This window comes from Mycolicibacterium komossense, from assembly GCF_025822605.1.
Taxonomy (GTDB): Bacteria; Actinomycetota; Actinomycetes; order Mycobacteriales; family Mycobacteriaceae; genus Mycobacterium; species Mycobacterium komossense.
Map to the genome: position 1 here is coordinate 521,310 of NZ_JACKTY010000028.1, position 21,954 is coordinate 543,263.

20 protein-coding genes are annotated in these 21,954 nt (G+C 65.3%); 9 read left to right on the top strand and 11 right to left on the bottom strand.

Annotated features, from left to right (window positions below; genetic code table 11):
- Positions 1–42: 42 nt before the first annotated feature.
- On the bottom strand, positions 43–921 hold the full coding sequence (locus H7J73_RS13380) for an acyl-CoA thioesterase (RefSeq protein WP_264067874.1): 879 nt from the start codon (positions 919–921) through the stop codon (positions 43–45).
- Positions 922–1,223: 302 nt separating this feature from the next.
- Here H7J73_RS13380 and H7J73_RS13385 point away from each other — a divergent pair, with 302 nt between their 5' ends.
- The 5 genes from H7J73_RS13385 to H7J73_RS13405 all read left to right on the top strand — a co-directional run bounded on the left by H7J73_RS13385 (position 1,224) and on the right by H7J73_RS13405 (position 6,218).
- Positions 1,224–1,871 carry a TetR/AcrR family transcriptional regulator gene (locus tag H7J73_RS13385; RefSeq protein WP_264067875.1) on the top strand — a complete coding sequence of 216 codons (648 nt, stop codon included), beginning with the start codon at positions 1,224–1,226 and terminating at the stop codon, positions 1,869–1,871.
- Positions 1,872–2,020: 149 nt separating this feature from the next.
- Entirely contained in the window at positions 2,021–3,250 is a 1,230-nt protein-coding gene (locus H7J73_RS13390; protein WP_264067876.1) for an amidohydrolase family protein, read from the top strand.
- Positions 3,251–3,330: 80 nt separating this feature from the next.
- Positions 3,331–4,473: an acyl-CoA dehydrogenase family protein gene (locus tag H7J73_RS13395; protein ID WP_264067877.1), complete on the top strand. Its 1,143-nt coding sequence runs from the start codon at positions 3,331–3,333 to the stop codon at positions 4,471–4,473.
- Positions 4,470–5,732, top strand: coding sequence for an acyl-CoA dehydrogenase family protein (locus H7J73_RS13400; RefSeq protein ID WP_264067878.1), 1,263 nt, complete (start codon positions 4,470–4,472; stop codon positions 5,730–5,732). Before H7J73_RS13395 ends, H7J73_RS13400 begins: the two co-directional genes overlap by 4 nt.
- Before the next feature lie 54 nt (positions 5,733–5,786).
- Positions 5,787–6,218 (top strand): nuclear transport factor 2 family protein, encoded by a 432-nt coding sequence (locus H7J73_RS13405; RefSeq protein ID WP_264067879.1) that lies wholly within the window; start codon positions 5,787–5,789, stop codon positions 6,216–6,218.
- 2 nt (positions 6,219–6,220) lie between these two features.
- On the opposite strand, the gene H7J73_RS13410 is transcribed toward H7J73_RS13405, so the two are convergent.
- The gene (locus H7J73_RS13410) at positions 6,221–7,249 is read right to left on the bottom strand and encodes an Rv2578c family radical SAM protein (RefSeq protein WP_264067880.1); all 1,029 of its coding nucleotides are present in this window, start codon (positions 7,247–7,249) and stop codon (positions 6,221–6,223) included.
- Between the two features lie 151 nt (positions 7,250–7,400).
- Here H7J73_RS13410 and H7J73_RS13415 point away from each other — a divergent pair, with 151 nt between their 5' ends.
- Entirely contained in the window at positions 7,401–7,604 is a 204-nt protein-coding gene (locus H7J73_RS13415) for a cold-shock protein (RefSeq protein WP_264067881.1), read from the top strand.
- A 462-nt stretch (positions 7,605–8,066) separates the two neighbouring features.
- Here the strand turns inward: H7J73_RS13415 and H7J73_RS13420 are convergent, their stop codons facing one another.
- From H7J73_RS13420 to H7J73_RS13430, 3 genes are all read right to left on the bottom strand, one after another.
- On the bottom strand, positions 8,067–8,507 hold the full coding sequence (locus tag H7J73_RS13420) for an Rv2576c family protein (RefSeq protein WP_264067883.1): 441 nt from the start codon (positions 8,505–8,507) through the stop codon (positions 8,067–8,069).
- Between the two features lie 202 nt (positions 8,508–8,709).
- The gene (gene hisS, locus H7J73_RS13425; protein WP_264067884.1) at positions 8,710–9,978 is read right to left on the bottom strand and encodes a histidine--tRNA ligase; all 1,269 of its coding nucleotides are present in this window, start codon (positions 9,976–9,978) and stop codon (positions 8,710–8,712) included.
- A complete protein-coding gene (locus tag H7J73_RS13430) occupies positions 9,975–10,601 on the bottom strand; it encodes an MBL fold metallo-hydrolase (protein ID WP_264067885.1) in 627 nt (208 codons plus the stop codon). Before H7J73_RS13430 ends, hisS begins: the two co-directional genes overlap by 4 nt.
- Before the next feature lie 110 nt (positions 10,602–10,711).
- Here H7J73_RS13430 and H7J73_RS13435 point away from each other — a divergent pair, with 110 nt between their 5' ends.
- Positions 10,712–11,611, top strand: coding sequence for a peptidylprolyl isomerase (locus H7J73_RS13435; protein WP_264067886.1), 900 nt, complete (start codon positions 10,712–10,714; stop codon positions 11,609–11,611).
- 41 nt (positions 11,612–11,652) lie between these two features.
- On the top strand, positions 11,653–12,738 hold the full coding sequence (locus H7J73_RS13440) for a peptidylprolyl isomerase (RefSeq protein ID WP_264067887.1): 1,086 nt from the start codon (positions 11,653–11,655) through the stop codon (positions 12,736–12,738).
- A gap of 10 nt (positions 12,739–12,748) precedes the next feature.
- On the opposite strand, the gene H7J73_RS13445 is transcribed toward H7J73_RS13440, so the two are convergent.
- Both H7J73_RS13445 and H7J73_RS13450 read right to left on the bottom strand, forming a co-directional pair.
- On the bottom strand, positions 12,749–15,067 hold the full coding sequence (locus H7J73_RS13445; protein ID WP_264067934.1) for a RelA/SpoT family protein: 2,319 nt from the start codon (positions 15,065–15,067) through the stop codon (positions 12,749–12,751).
- A gap of 129 nt (positions 15,068–15,196) precedes the next feature.
- Entirely contained in the window at positions 15,197–16,633 is a 1,437-nt protein-coding gene (locus H7J73_RS13450; protein WP_264067888.1) for a cadherin-like domain-containing protein, read from the bottom strand.
- On the opposite strand from H7J73_RS13450, the gene H7J73_RS13455 reads away from it, so the two are divergent.
- A complete protein-coding gene (locus tag H7J73_RS13455; RefSeq protein WP_264067889.1) occupies positions 16,608–17,105 on the top strand; it encodes a hypothetical protein in 498 nt (165 codons plus the stop codon). The two genes, H7J73_RS13450 and H7J73_RS13455, sit on opposite strands and share 26 nt — an antisense overlap.
- 119 nt (positions 17,106–17,224) lie before the next feature.
- Here the strand turns inward: H7J73_RS13455 and H7J73_RS13460 are convergent, their stop codons facing one another.
- The 4 genes from H7J73_RS13460 to secD form a co-directional block, all read right to left on the bottom strand.
- Positions 17,225–17,758 carry an adenine phosphoribosyltransferase gene (locus tag H7J73_RS13460; protein WP_264067935.1) on the bottom strand — a complete coding sequence of 178 codons (534 nt, stop codon included), beginning with the start codon at positions 17,756–17,758 and terminating at the stop codon, positions 17,225–17,227.
- Positions 17,755–19,416: an ABC transporter substrate-binding protein gene (locus tag H7J73_RS13465; protein ID WP_264067890.1), complete on the bottom strand. Its 1,662-nt coding sequence runs from the start codon at positions 19,414–19,416 to the stop codon at positions 17,755–17,757. The genes H7J73_RS13460 and H7J73_RS13465 overlap by 4 nt, the downstream gene beginning before the upstream one ends.
- Before the next feature lie 5 nt (positions 19,417–19,421).
- Positions 19,422–20,738, bottom strand: a complete 1,317-nt coding sequence (gene secF, locus H7J73_RS13470; protein ID WP_264067891.1) for a protein translocase subunit SecF — start codon at positions 20,736–20,738, stop codon at positions 19,422–19,424.
- A 4-nt stretch (positions 20,739–20,742) separates the two neighbouring features.
- On the bottom strand, positions 20,743–21,954 hold a 1,212-nt coding region (gene secD / locus H7J73_RS13475; protein ID WP_264067892.1), incomplete at its 5' end, for a protein translocase subunit SecD.

Here is a 21,954-nt window from a genome sequence, read left to right on the forward strand (position 1 = left end):
CGGCGTGTTGCTAACCGCTGACCGGTCGAATACACACCCAAATCACAAGCGCGACTGTGCCTTGATCGAGGTATCGGTGGTGCGTAGCGGCCGAATCAGACCTTCCTGGGTGAACGACGCGATCAGCTCACCCTCTTCCGTGTGCACTGCGCCGCGCACATAGGACATGCCCGCCCCGACCTGAGTGCTCTCGTGGGTGTACAGCAGCCAGCCATCCCAGCGCACCGGCTCGTGGAAGCTGACCGTGACGGTCATCGGAGCAGTCGACACCGTCAGGTGCGCTTGGGCGGTGCCGATCCCCTCGTGCGCCCGCATGGTGGTGGAGATCCCCAAATGGCCGGTGAAATAGGCGATCAATGCCTTCGCCAGATCATCGCGACTGGGGATCGGGTCGTAATGCAACCACGCGTAGAGCTCAGGCGGCCCGACCTCGTCGGGGCTGTTGACGTCGACGACGTCGACCAGCCGCAGTTCACGTCCCGTCATCGGCATCCTCGCGACGTTCGCATCGGCCGGCGCGGGCACCGCCGGCCGCGGCAAGTGGTGGGTGATCACATCATCGGACGGCACATCGGCGAGCACCGTCACGGTGATGCACCGTTTTCCGTTCTGCGCTGCGCTGACAACGGTGGTGGCCACCGACCGGCCCTCGTGTACCACGTCGAGTGCCAACTCGACCGGTGCGCCGACGAATACGGCGCGGCTGAACACGGCGTGCACCGAGCGAATCGATTTGTCCGGCAACCGTTTGGCGACCGCGACGATCGCCTGCGCAAGCACTTGCGTGCCCTCCACGACCTGGCGGTCATCCTCGCCGGCTCGACCGGTGTCGGCGGTGACGTCGTCGCCGGCGAGGTCCACATCGAACAGATCGAGCAATTCGCCCAGCGTCCACAACACTTGCGCGGATCCCGTTGTCACGTCTGCCACCCCTCACCAGGCCCGTCCAGGACCCACCGTCTGTTCCGATACCAGTTGCCGCCCAGAGGCATTCGTCGCACAGCCGGTGCCGCGGCATCCGATCCGGGCGTGATCGGAGCCCGGCCAATCCGGTCATGGGTCCAGAACAGTAGCCCGTCATCACCCTGTTGCGCTAGGCACCCGCTCAGCGCTGACGACCGTCGCGCCCCCACGGCGTAAGGACCTGGGGGCGCCCCCAGAGCCGGTAGCCTCGTGCTCCAAGCAAGCGGACAATCAGCCGCACGACACCGTCAGGGGCGTTCATGGCGAAGGCGAGCGGAGGCGAACCGCGGCAGCCGGACGGCGCGCCCGCGCTCGGTCCCGGCCGGGCCCGAGCGGAATCGCGCGGAAACAGTTTCATGAAATCGGCACTGGCGATCCTCGGCGAGACCGGTCGCACCGACTTCACGGTGCTCGAAGTGGTCGAGCGTTCCAAGACCTCGCTTCGGGCGTTCTACCAGCACTTCGCCACCAAGGACGAACTGCTGCTGGCGCTCATCGACAAGATCATGTCGGAATCCACCGAGCGGTGGCGGGCCGAGACATCGTCACTGACCGCGACCGACGCGCTGCGCCGGATCGTCCAACGGCTCAGCGCACCCGCGTCGTCGAGCACCCAAGAAGGCATCAACAGGGGCCTGACCTTCTACAACGACCACCTGCAAGAGACCAAGCCCCGCGAATTCGCCAGGGTGCTGGAGCCACTGCACGACCTCATTCGCGACATCCTGCGCCGGGGTATCGCCGACGGTTCCTTCCGTTCGAACATCGAGGTTGACACCGCTGCCGCGATCTTTATGCAGACCGCCCTCGGCGCGATGCGACTGCGGAACCTGAGCAGGGAACTGACCGGCGTAGAGATCGACAGCGACGCCATCTACGACTTCTGCGTCCACGGCCTGGCCAGCTAGAACGCCGCAAAAATTGCCCGGTGCGACCCCACTGTTTCCGCAGGTCCACGAGTGGTAACGTCATTACCGTTACGGTGGTAACGTCGTTACCAGCAGCGGCTTCAGTCACGTTTGAGCCGATGTTTCGCGCACGACTTCAGGAGGCAGATATGCCATCACGCGAACTGTCCTATCCGGTATTCGACGCCGACAACCACTTCTATGAGCCCAAAGAGGCGCTGACCCAGTTCCTGCCCGAGCACCGCAAGGGCGTCATCGACTACATCGAGGTCCGCGGCCGGACCAAGATCATGGTCCGCAACCAGGTCAGCGACTACATTCCCAACCCCACATTCGAAGTGGTCGCCCGCCCCGGCGCCCAGGAGGATTACTTCCGGCACGGCAGCGGCGGCAAAAGCTACCGCGAGGTGATGGGCAAGCCGATGAAGGCCATTCCGGCCTTCCGCGACCCGGCCGCTCGGCTCGAAGTCCTCGACAGTCTCGGCCTGGACTACACACTGATGTTCCCGACGCTGGCGTCCCTTGTCGAAGAACGACTCAAGGACGATCCCGATCTGATCCTGGACATCGTCCACGGCCTGAACCAATGGATGTATGAGACCTGGCACTTCAACTACGAGAACCGAATCTTCTCCACCCCGGTCATCAACCTGGGCGACGTCGACCGCGCCCTCGAGGAACTCCAGTGGTGCCTGGAGCGCGACGCCAAGACCGTCCTGGTCCGGCCCGCACCGGTGCCCGGCTACCGCGGCAGTCGCTCGCTGGGATTGCCCGAATTCGATCCGTTCTGGGATGCCTGCGTCAAGGCCGGCATCCCGGTGTCGATGCACGCCTCCGACAGCGGGTACTCGAACTATCTCAACGACTGGGAGCCCGGCAGCGAGTTCAAGCCCTTCTCGCCCACCTCGTTCCGGATGGTCGCGATGGGCAAGCGTCCCATTGAGGACACCATGGCGGCGCTGGTCTGCCACGGCGCGCTGACCCGCAACCCGGACCTGCGCATCCTCTCGGTGGAGAACGGCGGGTCATGGGTGCCGTACCTCTTCTACCAATTCAAGGATGTCTACGCGAAAATGCCTGATCTGTTCCCCGAGGATCCGATCCAGGCGTTCAAACGTTGCGTCTACGTCGCGCCATTCTGGGAGGACAATTTCAAGGAGATGGGCGACCTGATCGGCATAGACCACGTCATCTTCGGTTCGGACTGGCCGCACCCCGAGGGTCTTTCCGATCCCATCAATCTGGTCTCCGACCTGGAAGCACACGGACTCGACGAGGATGGTGTGCGCAAGGTGATGGGCGCCAACATGATCGATCTGTTCAAGGTGCCGAACCGGATCGTCCACAAGCCGGACGTGCCCGCGCTTGTCCTGGCCTGATCCGAAGAATTCAGCCCTGCGAACGTGCGCGTCGGAATCCGCCGCGCACGTTCGCAGCTTGAGAAAGCGAGCACGACACCGTGACTGAGGCCACCTCCCCGGAACGACTGCTGTTCGCCTCCACCACGCAGGCGTTCCTGGAAAAGGAAATGCCACTCGGTCGTGTGCGCGAATTGCATGCGGCCGGAGTCGCTTTCGATCCCAATTGGTGGCGCCGTGCCGCCGAGCTGGGCTGGGCGAGTCTACTGGTTCCCGATGAACTCGGCGGCGGCAGCGTGTCAGGCGACGGCGTGCAGGACGTGGCGCTGGTGGCCGAGCAGATCGGCAGAACCGTCGCCCCCGGTCCGTTGCACCCGGTCAGCACCGTGCTGGCCGGCCTCGTCGACGCGCGCACCGGCCCGGTGCACACAGGGCTCATCGAAGCTCTGATCGCCGGTGAGGCGGTGGCGACGTGGGCCGTGTACGAGCCGGGCCGAAGCTGGGCGCCGCTGACACCGGGGGTCACCGCGACCCGCACCGCTAGCGGGTACCGCCTCGACGGCGTCAAGGATCGGGTCGAAGCCGGCGCCGAGAGCGCCGTGCTGCTGGTGGTCGCGGCACTCGATGGCCAGCCGCTGCAGTTCCTGGTCGACACCGACGCCGCGGGTGTCAGGATCGATTCCCAAAAATCCATCGACCTGGTCAAGCGTTACGCCCGAGTGCAATTCGATGCTGTCGAGGTCGACGACGCGGCAGTGGTAGGCACCGCCGAGACCACACCCGCTCTGATCTCCCGCCAAAGCCAGATCGCCCAGATCCTGCAGTGTGCCGAAGTCGTCGGCGTCCTGGAGGCGGTGTTCGACATGACTGTGCAATGGTCTCTCGACCGGCATTCGTTCGGTCGGCCGCTGGCGTCGTACCAGGCACTGAAACACAAATTCGCCGACATGAAGATCTGGCTGGAGACCAGCCGGGCCACCGCCCGGGCCGCCGTCAACGCGGTCGCGGAACGCAGCACCGATGCGGACTTGTCGGCCAGCGTCGCCAAGTCCTACATCGGCGAGCACGCGCCCGGGATGTTGCAGCTCTGCATCCAACTGCACGGCGGTATCGGGGTCACATGGGAGCACGACCTGCATCTGTATCTGCGTCGAGTGTCGTTGTACCGCTCCCTGTTCGGCACGCCGGAAGAGCACAACCTGCGCGTGTATGCCATCACCAAGGCACTGGAGGCCGCCTCATGACCGAAGTGACTGATCTCTCACGGGCACCGACTGACGTCGAGACCGTCGAGCAGTTCGCCGAGCGGGCACGCATCTGGCTGGCGGCGAATATGCCCGTCATCGACCCGGCGAATCGCCCGGACGCCGACCGTGGTGCCGATGCGCCCTGGCTGCGAGCACGTCAGCTGCAGAAGATGCTCTACGCAGGCGGTTTTGCCGGTATCTGCTTTCCGCGCGAGTACGGCGGCTTGGGCCTGCCCTATGAGTACCAGAAGGCCTTCGACGCGGCCTCTCGCGGCTACGAGCTACCGGTCATCCTCAACGTGCCAACGTTCACCATTTGCGCGGCAACGCTTTTGGATACCGGTAGCGAGGAGCAGAAGCGCCAGCGCATCGGCGCAGCTCTGCGCGGCGAGGAGATCCTGGTCCAGCTACTCTCCGAGCCCAGTGGTGGCTCCGACCTCGCCGGCGTGATCACCAGGGCCGACCGGCACGGAGACAAGTGGATCATCAATGGCGCAAAAACGTGGAGTACCAGTGCTTTTGCCGCCGACTACGGCCTGCTGCTGGCTCGCACCGATTGGGATGTACCCAAACACGAAGGCCTGACCATGTTCCTGGTGCCCATCAAGAGCCCGGGCATCACGATGCGTCGGATCAAACAGGTCGATGGCGGTGACGAATTCTGCGAGGAGTTCTTCGACGACCTGGAGCTCGGTGACGATGCCGTCGTCGGAGCGGTCAACGACGGTTGGGCCGTCGCTTCCCGACAGCTGCACCACGAGCGTCGTGCGGTGGGCGGCGGCTCGGAATTCGCCAGTGGGATCGGCGCCGAAGGCGAAACCGACCAGCTCATCGATTACGTCGAATTGCTGGCGCGGACCGGTCAGGCCGATAGCGAACGCGCACAGGAAATAGCCGGCCGTGCCCTGGTTCGGCGCCACGTGCAGGTCCAGCTGGTCGACCACGTGTTCCACTCCATGCAAGACGGGTCACTGCCGCCGGCCGCCGGGTCCATCATCCGCATCGCGCATGCCGAGACCGTCCAGTTCGAAATCGACACCGCCGTGGCCCTCACCGGCGGCGCAGGCGTCGTCGACGATGGGACGGGCCTTTTCACCTACGTCAGCCGCTTCCTCTCCCGCCAGGCCGCGTCGCTCGGCGGCGGCACGACCGAGATCGCCCGCAATATCATCGGCGAGCGCATCCTGGGCTTCCCCAGGGAGCCGGCGGCCGACCGTGGTGTCCCGTTCAACCAGGTGAAACGCGGCCGCCAGTAGACACGAATCGCTACTGTGTTCACTGCACACGGCAGTCGAACTTCAGGAGCATGCATGAGCCAGCCCACGACCGACGTTTCCCCCGCACTCGCCGCATCGCAGGGCTCATGGAAGGCAGTGCAGTCGCACGACCGCGAAGCATGGCTCGCGCTGATGGCCGACGATGTGGTGATCGAGGACCCCATCGGCGAGGCGATCACCAATCCGGACGGTAACGGTGTGCGGGGCAAGGAGGCGGTCCGTGCCTTCTATGACACCAACATCGCCACCAACAATCTGCGGATCACCTGCGAGGAGACGTTCCCGTCCAGCTCCCCCAACGAAATCGCGCACATCCTGATCCTGCGCAGCGAATTCGAGGGCGGCCTGTCCAGCGAGGTCCGCGGAGTGTTCACCTACCGCGTCAACGACGCCGGTCAGATCGCCAACATGCGCGGCTACTGGAACATGGACGTCATGACCTTCACCCAGGCATCGAAGGACTGACGCTAGAAAAGCGTGTCCTGCAGCGCCCCGGCGGAAGGGGCGATTGGGGCGTGCTCTTTGTCCGGTGGCCGCTGAGTGCGACGCCGGTCCCCCGTGAGGCCGTGAGCGCTCAGTAACGGCTGCACCCGTTCCCGCAGCGCGTTGCGGTAGCCAGGCGGCAGATAAGCACCCCGCCGATAGAGGTCCCGGTATGTGCCGACGAGTTCGGGGTGCGAGGCTCCCAGCCATGACATGAACCAGCCTCGCGTCGAGCCGCGCAGATGCAGTCCGAACACCGTCGCTCCGGTGGCGCCCGCTGCGGCGATCTGACCCAGCAGCGTGTCGAGGTGTTCGACCGAATCGGTCAGGTGCGGCAAAACCGGTGCGACCATCACCTGGCAGTCGAGTCCGGCATCGCGGATCGCAGAGATCAGCGCGAGACGGGCCGACGGGGTCGGTGTCCCCGGTTCGACATCTCGGTGCAGCTGCGCATCGCCAACGGCGAGTGACACCGACACCGACACCGGCACCCGCCGTGCCGCATCCACCAGTTGCGGCAGATCTCTGCGCAACAGGGTGCCCTTGGTCAGAATCGACATCGGCGTACCCGAATCGACCAGGGCACCAATGATTCCCGGCATCAGCGCGTATCGACCCTCGGCCCGCTGGTATGGATCGGTATTGGTGCCCAGTGCGACGGTCTCACGCCGCCACGACGGCCGGCACACTTCTCGGCGCAGCACCTCGACGACGTTCGTCTTGACCACGATTTCGGTGTCAAAGTCGTTGCCGGAGTTCAGATCCAGGTATTCGTGCGTCGGCCTGGCGAAACAGTATCGACAGGCGTGTGAGCACCCGCGGTAACCGTTGACGGTGTAGCGAAACGGCAGCATCGAAGCATCCGGAACCTTGTTCAGTGCCGATTTGCACAGCACCTCATGGAAGGTGATGCCGTCGAACTGCGGGGTGCGGACACTGCGAACGAAACCGATCCGCTTCAGGCCGGGCAGCGCACCGTCGTCAACATCCACTCCCTGGGCAGCCCACCGCATAGAGCAATGCGAACATATGTTCGATCCACTGTCAAGGATGCCCGGCGGATCCGCGAGTTTGGCCGCCCGCTTCCCCATCTATGGACTACGTGCTAAAATTTTTCAAGGATGCTTTCTGCATTCTCATTCAAGTGAAAGTAAGTACAAGAATATGACACAGGGAACTGTGAAATGGTTTAACGGCGAAAAGGGCTTCGGCTTCATCGCACCCGACGACGGCAGCGCGGATGTCTTCGTCCACTATTCTGAGATCCAGGGCAGCGGATTCCGTTCGCTCGAGGAGAACCAGCGGGTCGAGTTCCAGGTCGGCCAGGGCGCCAAGGGCCCCCAGGCAACTGGAGTCACCGCAGTCTGAGCTTCAAAACCTATGGGCCGGCCGGGAATTCATTCCCAGTCGGCCCATAGGTCGTTTTGCAGCTAGTGAGGTGCGATTCGCACTGCGCACGCGGCCGAAGCCGAGCCTCAGCTCGGCTTCGGACCCGCGTTCGGCGTGGTCGAGTTCGCAGAATCGGAGAAGAGCGACGTATTCACCGGGCGATCGACGATATCGCTCGACGAAATCGGCTCGTTGACGACGGGATGCGAAAAAAGGTTGCTGTCATCCATAGATCAATTCCTTTGATTTAAAGGTATTCCAGACTTTTGAGCCCGCCTGGCCGGAAGTGCGACGAATTTTTCGCGTCGGGGCCGGCGGCACTAACACCTCGAGCTTACACCTGCCCCACAAAAGAGGGCCGCCGCGGTGGACTGCGCGTCCCCCACGGCGGCCCGGATGGCCACTGAACTCAGCCCGACACTGCTGCGCGGGGCGGCCGTGTCACCACTGGCCGAGCTGGCACTGAAGGTTGTAGGGACCGTCCTGGGCCACTGCGATCTGCCCGTCGATGGCGATGTCGCAGTGCGGATTCGGGGCAGCTTGGCCGCCGTGCGTCGTGCTGCTCACTGTGAGAATGGCCCACTGAGGATCCGCAAGCGTGGTGGTGAAGGTCCACGGCTGACCGGCCGTCAGATGAATCGGCTCCTGCTTGACGAAGGAGTACGCGTCGGCGTTGTAGGCCGCCTTGTTCGGAGGTTGTGACGTCAGATAGAAGAGCTGGAAGTCGGCGTCCCCCGCCGAGGTGAGGGTGTATGTCACCTGGTGGCCGGCCGGATCGGCCATCGCTGTGGCCTGGCTGGCTACACATCCCGCGGCGGCTACCAATGCTGCCGTACCGACGATTGCTCCGACTCTGCCCTTCGCATGTCCCATGTTCGTCATATCCCTCGACGGTACCGGAGCGTTACATCCCCGTCTGCCGTGCCTGGGGCCGGCCCACCGGTCCACGGTGAACAGATCAGGGCAAAACCCATGGATTGCGCACCTCCGCAAACCGCGAAATCGGAGGGCGCACCCGGCGTCCGGGCCACCGCCGGCCGGGCCACCGCCGTTGGGACAGGCACCCAGTCGGCATTCAACGCGTCTAGCCGAAACGCGAAATCACCTCGGCGACAACCGTATCCGCGGCGACATCGACTTGCTCGCCGGTCGACAGGTTCTTGACACCGATGGTGCCTGCCTCGATATCGCGGTCGCCGGCGACCAGTGCCAGCGTCGCACCTGAGCGGTCGGCAGCGCGCATCGCACCCTTGACCCCGCGATCGCCGTAGGCCAGATCAACCCGCACACCCGACGACCGCAGCGACGCGGCCACCTTCACGAGCGCAAGCTTGGCCTGCTCCCCCAGCGGAACACAGAACACGTCGACCCGGGCGGGCGACCCGACCGTCTTGCCCTCGGCCTTGAGCGCGAGCATCGTGCGATCCACGCCGAGACCGAACCCGATCCCGGACAGGTCCTGCCCGCCGAGTTGACTCATCAAGCCGTCGTAGCGGCCGCCGCCGCCGATCCCGGACTGCGCACCGAGCCCGTCATGCACGAACTCGAACGTCGTCTTGGTGTAGTAGTCCAGCCCGCGCACCATCCGGGGATTGATCACATAGGGCACAGCGAGGGCGTCGAGGTAGCCCAGGACCGAGTCGAAATGCTCTTTGGCGTCTTCGGAGAGATGGTCGAGCATCAACGGCGCCTCAGCGGTCATCTCCTTGATCTCCGGCCGTTTGTCGTCGAGCACCCGCAGCGGATTGATCTGGGCGCGCGCCCGGGTGACCTCGTCAAGGTCGAGGCCGAAGAGGAATTCCTGCAGCAACTCGCGGTACGCCGGTCGGCAGCTGTCATCGCCGAGCGAGGTGATCTCCAGGCGGAACCCGTCGAGGCCCAAGGACCGGAACCCGGCGTCGGCGATGGCGATCACCTCGGCATCCAAGGCGGGGTCGTCGACGCCGATCGCTTCGACTCCAACCTGTTGAAGCTGCCGGTACCGACCGGCCTGCGGCCGCTCGTAGCGGAAGAAGGGACCCGAGTAGCAGAGTTTGACCGGTAACGCGCCGCGATCGAGTCCATGCTCGATGACCGCGCGCATCACCCCGGCGGTGCCTTCCGGGCGCAGCGTCACCGACCGCTCGCCACGATCGGCGAAGGTGTACATCTCCTTGGAAACCACATCCGTGGACTCACCGACACCGCGCGCAAACAGTGCGGTCTCCTCGAAGATCGGCAACTCCACATCGCCGTAGCCGGCCAGCCGCGCGGCAGCCAACAGACCGTCACGCACGGCGACGAACTGTGCCGAATCCGGCGGCAGGTAGTCGGGTATGCCCTTGGGGGCTCGAAAAGACTGCGACTCGCTCACGTCATCCTTTTGAGATACGGGTTGAACCGGCGCTCGGCGCCGATCGTGGTGGATATGCCGTGACCAGGTAGTACCACGGTTTTGTCATCGAGCACCATCAGTTTTGCCCTGATCGAAGCCAGTACCTGCCGCAGGTCTTCGCCAGGGTTGTCGCCTCGCCCGATGGTCCGGCACAGCAGCGTGTCGCCGGTGAACGCCACGCCGACGTCGCCTTCGTCGGATTCGGCGGTCACCCGAAACACCACCGAACCGGCGGTGTGGCCAGGGGTGTGATCAACCGTGACGAGGATATCGGCGATCCGCAGCTCCGCGGCATCGGCGATGTCGATGATCTGTTCCGGCAGGCCGCCATGCTGGTCAGCGAGCAGTGAACGGTCGGCCGCGTGCAGATAGGCCGGGACCTCCCAACCGTCGCACAATTCGGTCACCGATGCGGTGTGGCTGGGGTGGCCGTGGGTCAACAGCACCGCAGCGGGCGTCAGCTCGTTGACGTCGAAGTAGTAGTCCAGGGTCGCCACCACATCCACGCCCGGATCGATGACGATGGCTTCGGCGCCGGAGCGCGGCGCGAGGAGATAACAGTTCGCCTCCGAGGCCCCAGTAGCGAACCCGGTGATCAGCACGTCGAACAGTTTCCCATCTGCTGTTCATGCGGGTCGGCCCGCCTCTGTTCAGGTACGACTGGCACACTCGGTGCGAGATATCCGGCCAGAGCTATTGGAGGACAGTCGCGGTGCCGACGAACGAACAACGGCGTGAGACAGCCAAGCGCAAACTCGAGCGGCAGCTGGAGCGCCGAGCTGAGCAGGAGCGCAAGCGCAGGACGATGACGATCATCGGCGGCGTCGTCGCCGTGGTCGTGGTGATCGCCGCCGCCGCCGGCACGTACTTCGTCACCCATAAAGATTCGGGTGCCGCGACCGCGTCGGCCGATTCCAGCACCCCGACCTCGGCAGCGCCGGCCCCCGACGGTGGCCCGACCGCCGCCCCGCCGGCCACCGGCAAGTTGCCGGCGTTCACCCCGTCGGCCTCGACCGGCGCCAACTGCCAGTACCCGGCCGCAGAGGCAGCCAGCAAGCCGAACAAACCGCCGCGCACCGGCAAGGTACCCACCGATCCCGGCGAGATCAGCGCCAGCATGAGCACCAACCAGGGCAACATCGGCCTGCAACTCGACAACGCCAAGGCGCCGTGCACGGTGAACAGCTTCGCCAGCCTGGCATCGCAGAACTACTTCGACAACACCCCGTGCCACCGGCTGACGACGTCGGACAGCCTGGCGGTGCTGCAATGTGGTGACCCGACCGGGCAGGGCACCGGCGGTCCCGGCTATCAGTACGCCAACGAGTACCCGACTGATCAGTACCCGGCGGGCGATCCCGGCCTGCAGCAGCCGGTGATCTATCCCCGTGGCACCCTGGCCATGGCCAACGCCGGCCCAGGCACCAACGGCAGCCAGTTCTTCCTGGTCTACAAGGATTCCCAGCTGCCGCCGCAGTACACCGCGTTCGGCACGATCGACGCGACCGGGTTGGCGACGCTCGACAAGATCGCCGCGGCGGGCACGGCAGACGGTGGCCCGGACGGCAAGCCGAAGAACGACGTCACGATCAAGTCGATCGCACTCGACTAGATCTGATGACGGTCCCGCCGCCGTACGGCGAGCCTGAGCCTGTGCCAACCGGCGACGACTGGGCCCAGCCGTACCCCCAGACCTACTCATACCCGTACCCCGGCGAGCCGTACGCGGGTCAGCCGTATCCCGGCCAGCCGTACCCCGGTCAATCGCCGTACCCCCAACCGCCGTACCCGCCGCCCTACGCCGGGCCGCGCCCGACCAATGCCATGGCCATCGCGTCGATCGTCTGCGCATTCGTCCTGGCGCCGCTCGGCGTCATCTTCGGACACATCTCGCTCTCACAGATCAAGAAGAGCGGCGAGGACGGCCGCGGGCTGGCGATCGCGGGACTGATCGTGGGTTACCTGATCACGTTCGTGTCGATCATCGCGCTGGTCTTCATGCTGTTGTTCGTCGCGTGGGTGGGCCAGAACATCGACCGGCTCAACGGCGGGTACCCCGGACGCCCCGGCTACACGGCCTACCCGACACCCGACTTGAACATCGACAAACTGCCCGAATTCACTCCGCCTGCGGGGCTGGGCGCCAACTGCGCGTATCCGCCGACGACCACACCGGCGAGCAGGCCGGTGAAACCGCCGCGCAGCGGCAAGGTGCCGACTACCCCGGCCAACGTCCTGGTGACGATGACGACCGACAAGGGCGCCATCGGACTTGAACTCAACAACGGCGAATCGCCCTGCACGGTCAACAGTTTCATCAGCCTGGCGGCACAGAAGTACTTCGACGGCACCAGCTGCCACCGGCTGACCGCGAACAAGTCGCTGTCGGTCCTGCAGTGTGGCGACCCCACCGGCACCGGCACGGGCGGCCCCGGGTACACCTTCGCCGACGAATACCCCGCCGATCAGTACCCACCCGACGATAAGGCGCTGACCGTTCCGCTGCTGTACCCGCGGGGAACCCTCGCGATGGCCAACGCGGGACCCAACACCAACGGCAGTCAGTTCTTCATCGTCTACGCCGATTCCAAACTCCCCCCGACCTACACCGTGTTCGGCTCCGTCGACGAGACCGGGATGGCTCCCGTCGACCAGATCGCCGCAGCCGGGGTCACCGGCGGCAACAAGGACGGTAAGCCGGCGATGCCGGTGAAGATCACGTCGATGGAACTGAACTAGCCGGCGACGCTCACGCTGCGCTGGTCACCCGGTAGACGTCGTACACGCCCTCGACGTTGCGCACCACGTTGAGCACGTGCCCGAGATGCTTCGGGTCGCCCATCTCGAAGGTGAACCGACTGATCGCCACCCGGTCATCGGACGTAGTGACCGACGCCGACAGAATGTTGACCTTTTCGTCCGCCAGCACCCGCGTCACGTCGGAGAGCAACCGGTGCCGATCGAGCGCCTCGACCTGAATGGCCACCAGGAACACCGATGACGGCGACGGCGCCCACTTGACCTCGATGATCCGCTCGGACTGATCCTGCAGTGACGACGCATTGGTGCAGTCGGTTCGGTGCACGCTGACTCCGCCGCCGCGGGTGACGAAGCCCATGATCACGTCACCGGGCACCGGGGTGCAGCACTTGGCGAGTTTAGTCAGAACACCGGGTGCGCCGGGCACCGCGACCCCGACATCGTCGTTGCTGCGCTGCCGCACCGGGGTGGTGGACGGTGTCGACCGCTCGGCGATTTCGTCCTCGGCGTCATCAGCACCGCCGAGGGTCGCCAGCAGTCGCTGCACCACGTGGCGCGCCGAGATATGCCCTTCGCCGACCGCGGTGTAGAGCGCTGAGACGTCGACGTAGCGCAATTCGCGGGCCAGCGCGCTCATCGAATCGCCGTTCATCAAGCGCTGCAACGGAAGTCCACCGCGACGCACCTCGCGGGCGATCGCATCTTTGCCTGATTCCAGCGCCTCTTCGCGACGCTCCTTGGCGAACCACTGCCGGATCTTGGCCTTGGCCCGCGGCGAAACCACGAAACCCTGCCAGTCCCGTGAGGGGCCGGCATTCATCGCCTTGGAGGTGAAAACCTCGACTACTTCGCCATTTTCGAGCTTGCGCTCCAGCGCGACCAGACGGCCGTTGACCCGTGCTCCGATGCAGCGATGGCCGACTTCGGTGTGCACGGCATAGGCGAAGTCCACCGGTGTCGAACCCGCAGGCAGCGTGATGACGTCGCCTTTGGGGGTGAAGACGAAGATCTCCTGGACCGCCAGGTCATACCGTAACGACTCCAGGAACTCACCGGGGTCCGCGGCTTCCCGCTGCCAGTCGAGGAGCTGACGCATCCAGGCCATGTCGTCGATCTCGGTGGCGGCGTGCCCGGTGGGAACTCCGTTGCGGCCCTTGACTTCTTTGTAGCGCCAGTGGGCGGCGATGCCGTATTCCGCGGTTTTGTGCATATCGATGGTACGGATCTGCACTTCCAGCGGTTTTCCTTCGGGACCGACGACCGTCGTGTGCAGCGACTGGTAGACACCGAAGCGCGGCTGGGCGATGTAGTCCTTGAACCGCCCGGCCATCGGCTGCCACAGTGAATGCACCACGCCCACGGCGGCGTAGCAATCGCGGATCTCCTCGCACAGGATCCGCACCCCGACCAGGTCGTGGATATCGTCGAAATCGCGGCCCTTGACGATCATCTTCTGGTAGATCGACCAGTAATGCTTGGGCCGGCCCTCGACGACGGCGTTGATCTTCGATGCGCTCAAGGTGGCGTTGATCTCGGAACGGACCTTCGCCAGGTAGGTGTCACGCGACGGTGCGCGATCGGCGACCAGCCGGACGATCTCCTCGTACTTCTTCGGGTGCAGAATCGCGAACGAGAGATCTTCCAGCTCCCATTTCACCGTGGCCATACCGAGCCGATGTGCCAGCGGCGCAATGACTTCCAGCGTCTCGCGGGCCTTACGCGCCTGCTTCTCCGGCGGGAGGAAGCGCATCGTGCGCATATTGTGCAGCCGGTCGGCCACCTTGATCACCAGTACCCGTGGATCCCTGGCCATCGCGATGATCATCTTGCGGATCGTCTCGCCCTCGGCGGCGGTGCCCAGGACCACCCGGTCCAACTTCGTGACCCCATCGACCAGATGGCCAACCTCGTCACCGAATTCGGCGGTCAGCGCTTCGAGGGTGTAACCGGTGTCCTCGACGGTGTCGTGCAGCAAGGCGGCCACCAGCGTGGTGGTGTCCATCCCGAGTTCGGCCAGGATGTTGGCGACCGCCAGGGGGTGGGTGATGTACGGGTCACCGGAGCGACGCAGCTGGGTGGCGTGGCGTTCTTCGGCCACCGCGTAGGCGCGCTGGAGCAGCGCCAGATCGGCTTTGGGGTAGATCTCCCGGTGCACCGCGACGAGCGGCTCGAGCACCGGGTTGATGGCGCTGCGCTGGGCGGTCATCCGGCGCGCCAGCCGGGCGCGGACACGCCGGGACGCGCTACTGGCGGCCTTGGGGGTCTCCGCAGGCGGCGACTCGGTCAGTGGGATCTCCGCCACCGGCATCGGCGCGGTGGCCGGCCCAGCCCAGTCCTCAGCCACGCCGTCACCTCCTCGCCATCGGAACGACTTCGAGGATATCTCTACTTGGGCAACCGAGTGGTCGGCGTGTCCGGTTCAGGGTGACCGGTGACCTCAGACCTGCTCTGACCCGACAACCACCCCGTCACCGACCGCACCGATCGGTTTGGTCCTGATGACGTAGCTGCCGGGGGCGTTCGGATTGGGCGTATCAAAGGTCGCGCCGTTGAGCTGGTAGGTCGAATTACCTATCTTGACGGTGAAGTCGCCGGTCACCCGCCATACCGGCACCGACCCTTCGATCCAGGAGGTGTAGCCGGCGGCCACCGGGACCGTCATCGTCTGGGTGAAAGTGTGCTGGCTGGTCCACTGGTGCCCATAGTTGGCCGTGATCTCGATGTTGATCAGCGACGCAAGCTTGGCCAACGCCCCACCCGAAAGCTTGACGCTGATTCCGACACTGTCGCTCTGCCCGACCTGGTCAGCGATGCCGATGCTGTAGGTCGTCGGGGTTTGCGTCGTGTTGGTCACCGGGGTGCCGATCGTCCGTACCGGACTGAAACCCTCCACCTCGCTGATCGCGTTGTAGCTGCACGACGCCTGCGAGCCGTCATAGCAGATCCCAGGAAGGACCGCGGCGATCTTGGCCGCGTCCGCGGCGTTGAGCGTGACGACGGGATTGCCCTTGTCCAGAGCGATGGCCAGCCGATCGTTGGGGACGCTGCACTGGCCGCCCGCCCCGGATGAGCACTCCGTGTCCCGCGAATTCGTCTTGAACGACACCTGATAGGTGCTGCCGATACCGGCCGGGACGAACCCGGGATTGGACGGGGTCGCGCCGAATCCCACAGTGGCGAACTGCGTAGTGATCGATCCGGAGCTGAACAGGTACCACGTGACATTCCAGTTGGCTTCCCCGCCGGGCAGGATCACGGTACCGACCGCCGGGCCAGAATCCAGATCGCCGGTGGTGCCGGCGTAGCCGGTGAACTTCAGCGGCGCCAGGGTGTAGTTGCGGAACCAGAAGGACTCCGTCACGCCCAAGGTGGGGGCCACCGAGACGTTGACGGGAACCACGGTCTCGCCCTGCCGGCCGTCATCGGCGACGATGACGAAGGTGTCGGTGCCGCCCGTCTCGGCGAAGTCGTGGTTCGGCTTGTAGTAGTAGGTGCCGTTGGCGTTGACCGTCAGGGTGCCGTTGGTCGGGCCCTGCACGACCAGATAGGTCAGCGGGTCGCCGTTGGCATCCGACGGCAGCAGGTCACCGATGACCTCGCCGGTGACGAACTCGTACAACTGCTTTGGGTCGAGCGCCGGCGTTTCGTTCGTGGATCCGACATTCGTTGCGCGCCGGAACGCGGCGAATGCGTCCTCGATCATGGTGCGCAGCGGCAGGAGCGGTTGAATGGGATTGTCGGCGCTGACCGGTCCATATCCGAGAATGCCCGCGGCCTGGGCAACGACGCTGTCCACGACTACCCGCACCAGGGTGACCGGATCCAGCAGTGGCTCGGCAGGGGTGGGGATGGTTGTCGACGGCGCGGCAGTCACCGGCTTCGTGATCCGTGGCCTGGTCGCCGAGGCCTGGACCGCAGTTGGGGGCCCGGCGGCAGCGTCACCGCTGGGTGCGTCACCGGTCGGCGCGTCAGCGGTGGCGGTGGCGGTGGCGGTGGCGGTGGCGGTGGATTTGACGTTTGACGTCTTGACCACCCCCGCCGCAGCCGGGCTGCCCGCGCTCGCCGCCTGCCGCGCAGATGCCGAATGCGACTTGGGCACAGCAGTTTTGGCCTTCGCCTTGGCTCCCGAGGCCGAAGACACCGAAGACGGAGCCGACGCCGAGCCGGTATCCGAGGGCTCGGCACTCGCCACTGCAGATGTCGTCAGGGTCGCGACGCCCAGCCCAAGACCCAACGTCAGTGCTGTGCCCCACGAAGCAGATCTGTTCAAACCCAGCCTCAAACCCATCGACTCTCGCCCAACCTCTCGACCAACGTGTGCGCACGGATGCGGATGGGCGAATTGAATCAAAGGAATTGACGCAAGCGAAAGACGCGCAGACACTGTGCTGCACATGTACATGCGCTGTACATCTGACCGTCAGGCGACACCCCGGGCCAGGGCTGGAATCGGCCTGCGGAGCGGTCAGATCAGCTGAAGACTCGTGACCGGCAGCGGCGCAACAGCCGCCCGGCCCGGCAGGGCCGACAACTCCAGGACAACCGCCGCAGAGGTCACGTTCGCCCCGCCGGCAAGCAACAACCGATACGCGGCGGCCAAGGTTCCGCCGGTGGCCAGCACGTCGTCGACGATCACCACCTTGCGTCCCGCGAGATCGATACCGTCGGCGGGGATCTCGAGCGTGGCGGTGCCGTACTCCAGCTGATAGGTCTGCGAGTGCACCGGCGGCGGCAGCTTGCCACCTTTACGGATAGCGAGCACCCCGGTCCCGAGTTTGAGAGCGACCGCAGCGCCCAGCAGGAAGCCGCGGGCGTCGATACCGGCGACCAGGTCGGCGCCCGACGCGATCTCGGCGAGCGCATCGGTCACGATCGCCAGCCCCCGCGCATCGGCGAGCAGCGGCGTCAGATCCTTGAACTGGATGCCCGGTTCGGGAAAGTCGGCGACCTCACGGGTGAGTGCGGTGATGAGATCGGCGACCGATCGACTCGACGTCATTGCTTCAGCACCCATCGATCCATGTTCCAGCCGGCACCCCAGCGGGTCGGATTACTGCTCACCGCGAACATCTTCTTCGATGCCAGCAGAGTGCGCTGTTGACGGTACAGCGGCAGCGTCGGCATATCGGCCCACAGCACCGGGGCGCCCTCACCGAGTAACCGTGCCTGCTCCTTGGGATCGACGGTGACGGCCAGCGCGCTGATGATTCCGTCGATCTGATTGTTGTTGTAGCGCGACAGGTTGTCCCCGTCGCCGCTGAAGAACGCATACGAATCGACCGTCGACGAACCCGAGGACCCGCTGCCGGTGGCTCCGCCGGTACTGGCCAGCAGGGCATCGATCTGACCGTCGCGGAGGCTTTGCGGCCCAACGGTATCCGAGGCAGCATCGGTGACGGTGATACCCGCAGGGCCGCACGCCTTGGCGATCGAACCGACCGTCGCAGCCAGCCGGGCGTTCGGCGTCTGGTACCCGATCCGCACGGCCAACGGCTTGGCGCCGAGCACATTGCGCGCCGCATCGGGGTTGGCGACACTGAAGCGGCCGCCCTCGGCTACCGACTCGGCCTGCGACAGCGCATCCTCGGTCGCCGGGTTCAACCGGGCGTTGGAAATCGGTACCTCGGCGTTGCGGGCGATGATGTCACGGGGGGTGCACAGCGCCAGCGCCTGCCGGGCCGGGAGCGCCGCCATCGGACCCTGGCCGGACATGATCAGCTGCTCGATTCCCGCCGACGACGTCTCGGTGCGGCTGTAGTTGTCAGGGGTGGTCAGAGTTCCCGACGATCCGGCCGCGATGTCGACGACATCGAAGGTGCCGTCATTGATCCGGTCCTGGACGTCGATTCCACGGGGCCACACCGTGATTCGCTTTGTCAGGGGTTTGGCGCCCCACCACTTGTCGTTCGCGGTGAGCACGATCGCGCCGTTGTCCTGCACCGCGTCGATCTTGTAGGGGCCCGACGACGGGAACTGCTTGGCGTCGATACCAGGCTTGAGGTCCCAGGTGGTGTTCCACACCTGGGCGATCTGGTCGACCACCGGCATGTTGCCGGTCTGGATGGCGTTGACGATCCCGCCGTCGCCGAGGCCGAGCTCGTCGGCGATGACATGTGAGGGCATCATCGATGTCGCCGTGAACAGCTGGGAGTAGTCGGCGAAGTTGCGGTCGATCGCGAACGAGACTCTGGCCTTCTTCTGCCCCGGCTGACAATCGATGCTTCCCATGTCGATGTAGCCGGCCCGGTTCGCGGAGTCGAACGCCGGGAATCGGCCCGACTGCGCGGCCCAGGTCAGCACCATGTCGTCGCAGGTGACGGGTTTGCCGTCGGAGTACACCGCGTTGTCGGCGATCTGATAGTCCAGCACCAGCGGCTCACGCCCGACGACCGAGATCGACCCGAAGTCGTGATCGGCGACGACCTGGCCGTCCGGGCCGTGGTAGCCGAAACCGGTCAGCACCCGCGCCAGCGCCTGGGGCCCACCGGATGCTGCCCCGTTGACGGTGTTGGTGTTGTAGGTGACCAGGCTGCCGTCGACGGCGTAGTTGATCTGATCGGCCGCGCCCTGCGAGCAGGACGTCAATCCCATCGCCCCCAACAACGCCGCGATTGCCGCCACCGCGACGGCACTTCTGCCCCGGCTCCTGGCACCCATGGCGGTTATCCGCGCCGGGTGTTTCGTTTACCCGTCGGGCGCCCGGTGCGACTGGCCGTCGGTCTCGACGGCCGGACCCCGGGTGCTGGTTTGCTCGGCGCCGACACGACGGCCCCCGCTGTGCTGCGGGCCGAGGCGCCGCTGATCGCAGCCACCGCTTCGCTGTCGGCGCTGTCGTCTCCGATCACCAAGGCCGACGCCGGACCGGTCGCCTTGTTGCGCCGGTTGGTCACTCGCCGGCTGTGCGTCTTGACCATGTCGGTGCGTTCCCGCATCGACACCAACAACGGGGTGGCGAAGAAGATCGACGAGTAGGTGCCGACGATGACGCCCACCAGCTGCACCAGCGCCAGGTCCTTGAGCGTGCCCACGCCGAGCAGCCAGACCGCGACGACGATCAGCGCGAGGATCGGCAACAGCGAGATCAGGCTGGTGTTGATCGAGCGCATGAACGTCTGGTTGACCGCGAGGTTGGCCTGCTCGGCGAAGGTTCGCCGGGTGGTGTGCTCGAATCCGTGGGTGTTCTCCTCGACCTTGTCGAAGACGATGACGGTGTCATAGAGCGAGAAACCCAGGATGGTCAGCAGGCCGATGACCGTGGCCGGCGTGACCTCGAAACCGACCAGCGAGTAGACCCCGGCCGTAATGGCGAGGTCGAAGAACATCGTGGCCAGTGCGGCGATCGCCATGTACCGCTCATAGCGGAACGTGATGTAGATGGTGACGATCACCACGAAGACGAGCAGGGCCAGCAGCGCCTTGTTGGTGATCTGGCCGCCCCACGTCTCGGACACCGCCGAGTCGCTGATCGCCTGCTTGCTGATCTCGCCGGAGTCGGTGCGCGGCTGGAACTTGTCGAACAACGCATCGCGCAGCTTGCTGGTTTCGTCGTTGTTCAGGGTTTCCGAGCGGATCTGCACCGTCGCAGAGGCGCCGCTGCCGACCACGACGACCGACTCGGGCGCCCTGCCAAGGGTCTGGCTGAACACGTCCTCGACCTGCTGAGTGGTGACCTGGCCGGAGCCACCGACTGCGGGCATCGACACTTTCGTGCCGCCCTCGAAGTCGATACCGAAGGTGAAACCGCGGATCAGGATGCTGGCAATGGCGATGACGACCATCGCACCGCTGATCCCGAACCACATCTTGCGCTTACCGATGACCTCGAAGGCCCCGGTGCCGGTGTACAGCCGAGTGAAGAACCCATGGCGTGGCAGGTCGGCATTGTCGGTGAGTTCGGTCGCGCCGGATTCCGTCAGCTCGACGTCGGTATCGCCGGTGATGTCGCCGGTGGTGTCTTTGTCGTCTCCGTTGTCAGCCATGCGCTTACCCCCGTCCCGTCGAATGTGCGGCGGCCCGGCGTTCCCGGGCGATCTGCTGCACGGCGCCAAGGCCGTTGAGCGCCGGTTTGGCCATGGTCGGCGACTTGGAGGCCAGGTACACCAGCGGCCAGGTCACCAAGAACACCACCACGACGTCGAGGATGGTGGTCAGGCCGAGGGTGAATGCGAAGCCCTTCACCTGGCCGACGGCCAGGACGTAGAGGACCGCGGCCGCGAGGAAGGTCACGGCGTTACCCGAGAGGATCGTCTTGCGGGCCCGGGCCCAACCGCGGGGCACCGCCGACCGGAACGAGCGACCTTCCCGTATCTCGTCCTTGATGCGCTCGAAGAACACCACGAACGAGTCGGCGGTAGTACCGATACCGATGATCAAACCCGCGATACCGGATAGGTCGAGCGTGTAGCCGATGTATCTCCCGAGTAGCACCAGGATGGCGAACACCATGGCGCCCGAGGCGACCAGTGACAACGCCACCAACAGGCCCAGGATCCGGTAGTACAGCAGCGAGTACAGCAGCACCAGGGCCAGACCGATGGCGCCGGCAATCATGCCGGCCCGCAGCGACGTCAATCCCAGTGTGGCGGAGACGGTTTCAGCCTCCGAGGATTCGAACGACAACGGCAGCGAGCCGTACTTGAGTACGTTTGCCAGCTCACGGGCGGAGTCGGCGGTGAACTGTCCGGTGACTTGAGTGCGTCCGCCGGGAATCGCTTCCTGGATCTCGGGCGCGGACACGACCTGCGAGTCCAGCGTGAACGCCGTCTGCGTGCCGATGTTCGCGGCCGTGAAGTTGGCCCAGACGTCGGCGGCGTCGCTCTTGAATTCGATGTCGACCACGTAGCGGGCGCCCTGCTGGTCGAACGTCGACGATGCGCTCTTGATCTGCTCACCGCTGATGATCGACTTGTCCAGCAGGTACACGAACTGGTGATCGGTGGAGCAGGTGATCAGCGGCAGGTTCGGGTCGTCGTTACCGGCGAGCACGTCGTCGTCGTTGCAGCGACCGGCCTGGTACTGGATGGCCAGAATCTGCACGTTCTGATTCGTGCTCTGGCGCAGCTGCTTCTCGAAGGCGATCCGCTGCGCCAGATCCTTGCGCGGGTCCGGTGGCCCGGCGGGAGCCGCTGGTGGCGGCGCACCCGGGGCGGGGGCACCGGCTGGCGGAGCCTCGGCGCCCGGCGCGGGCGGAGCCTC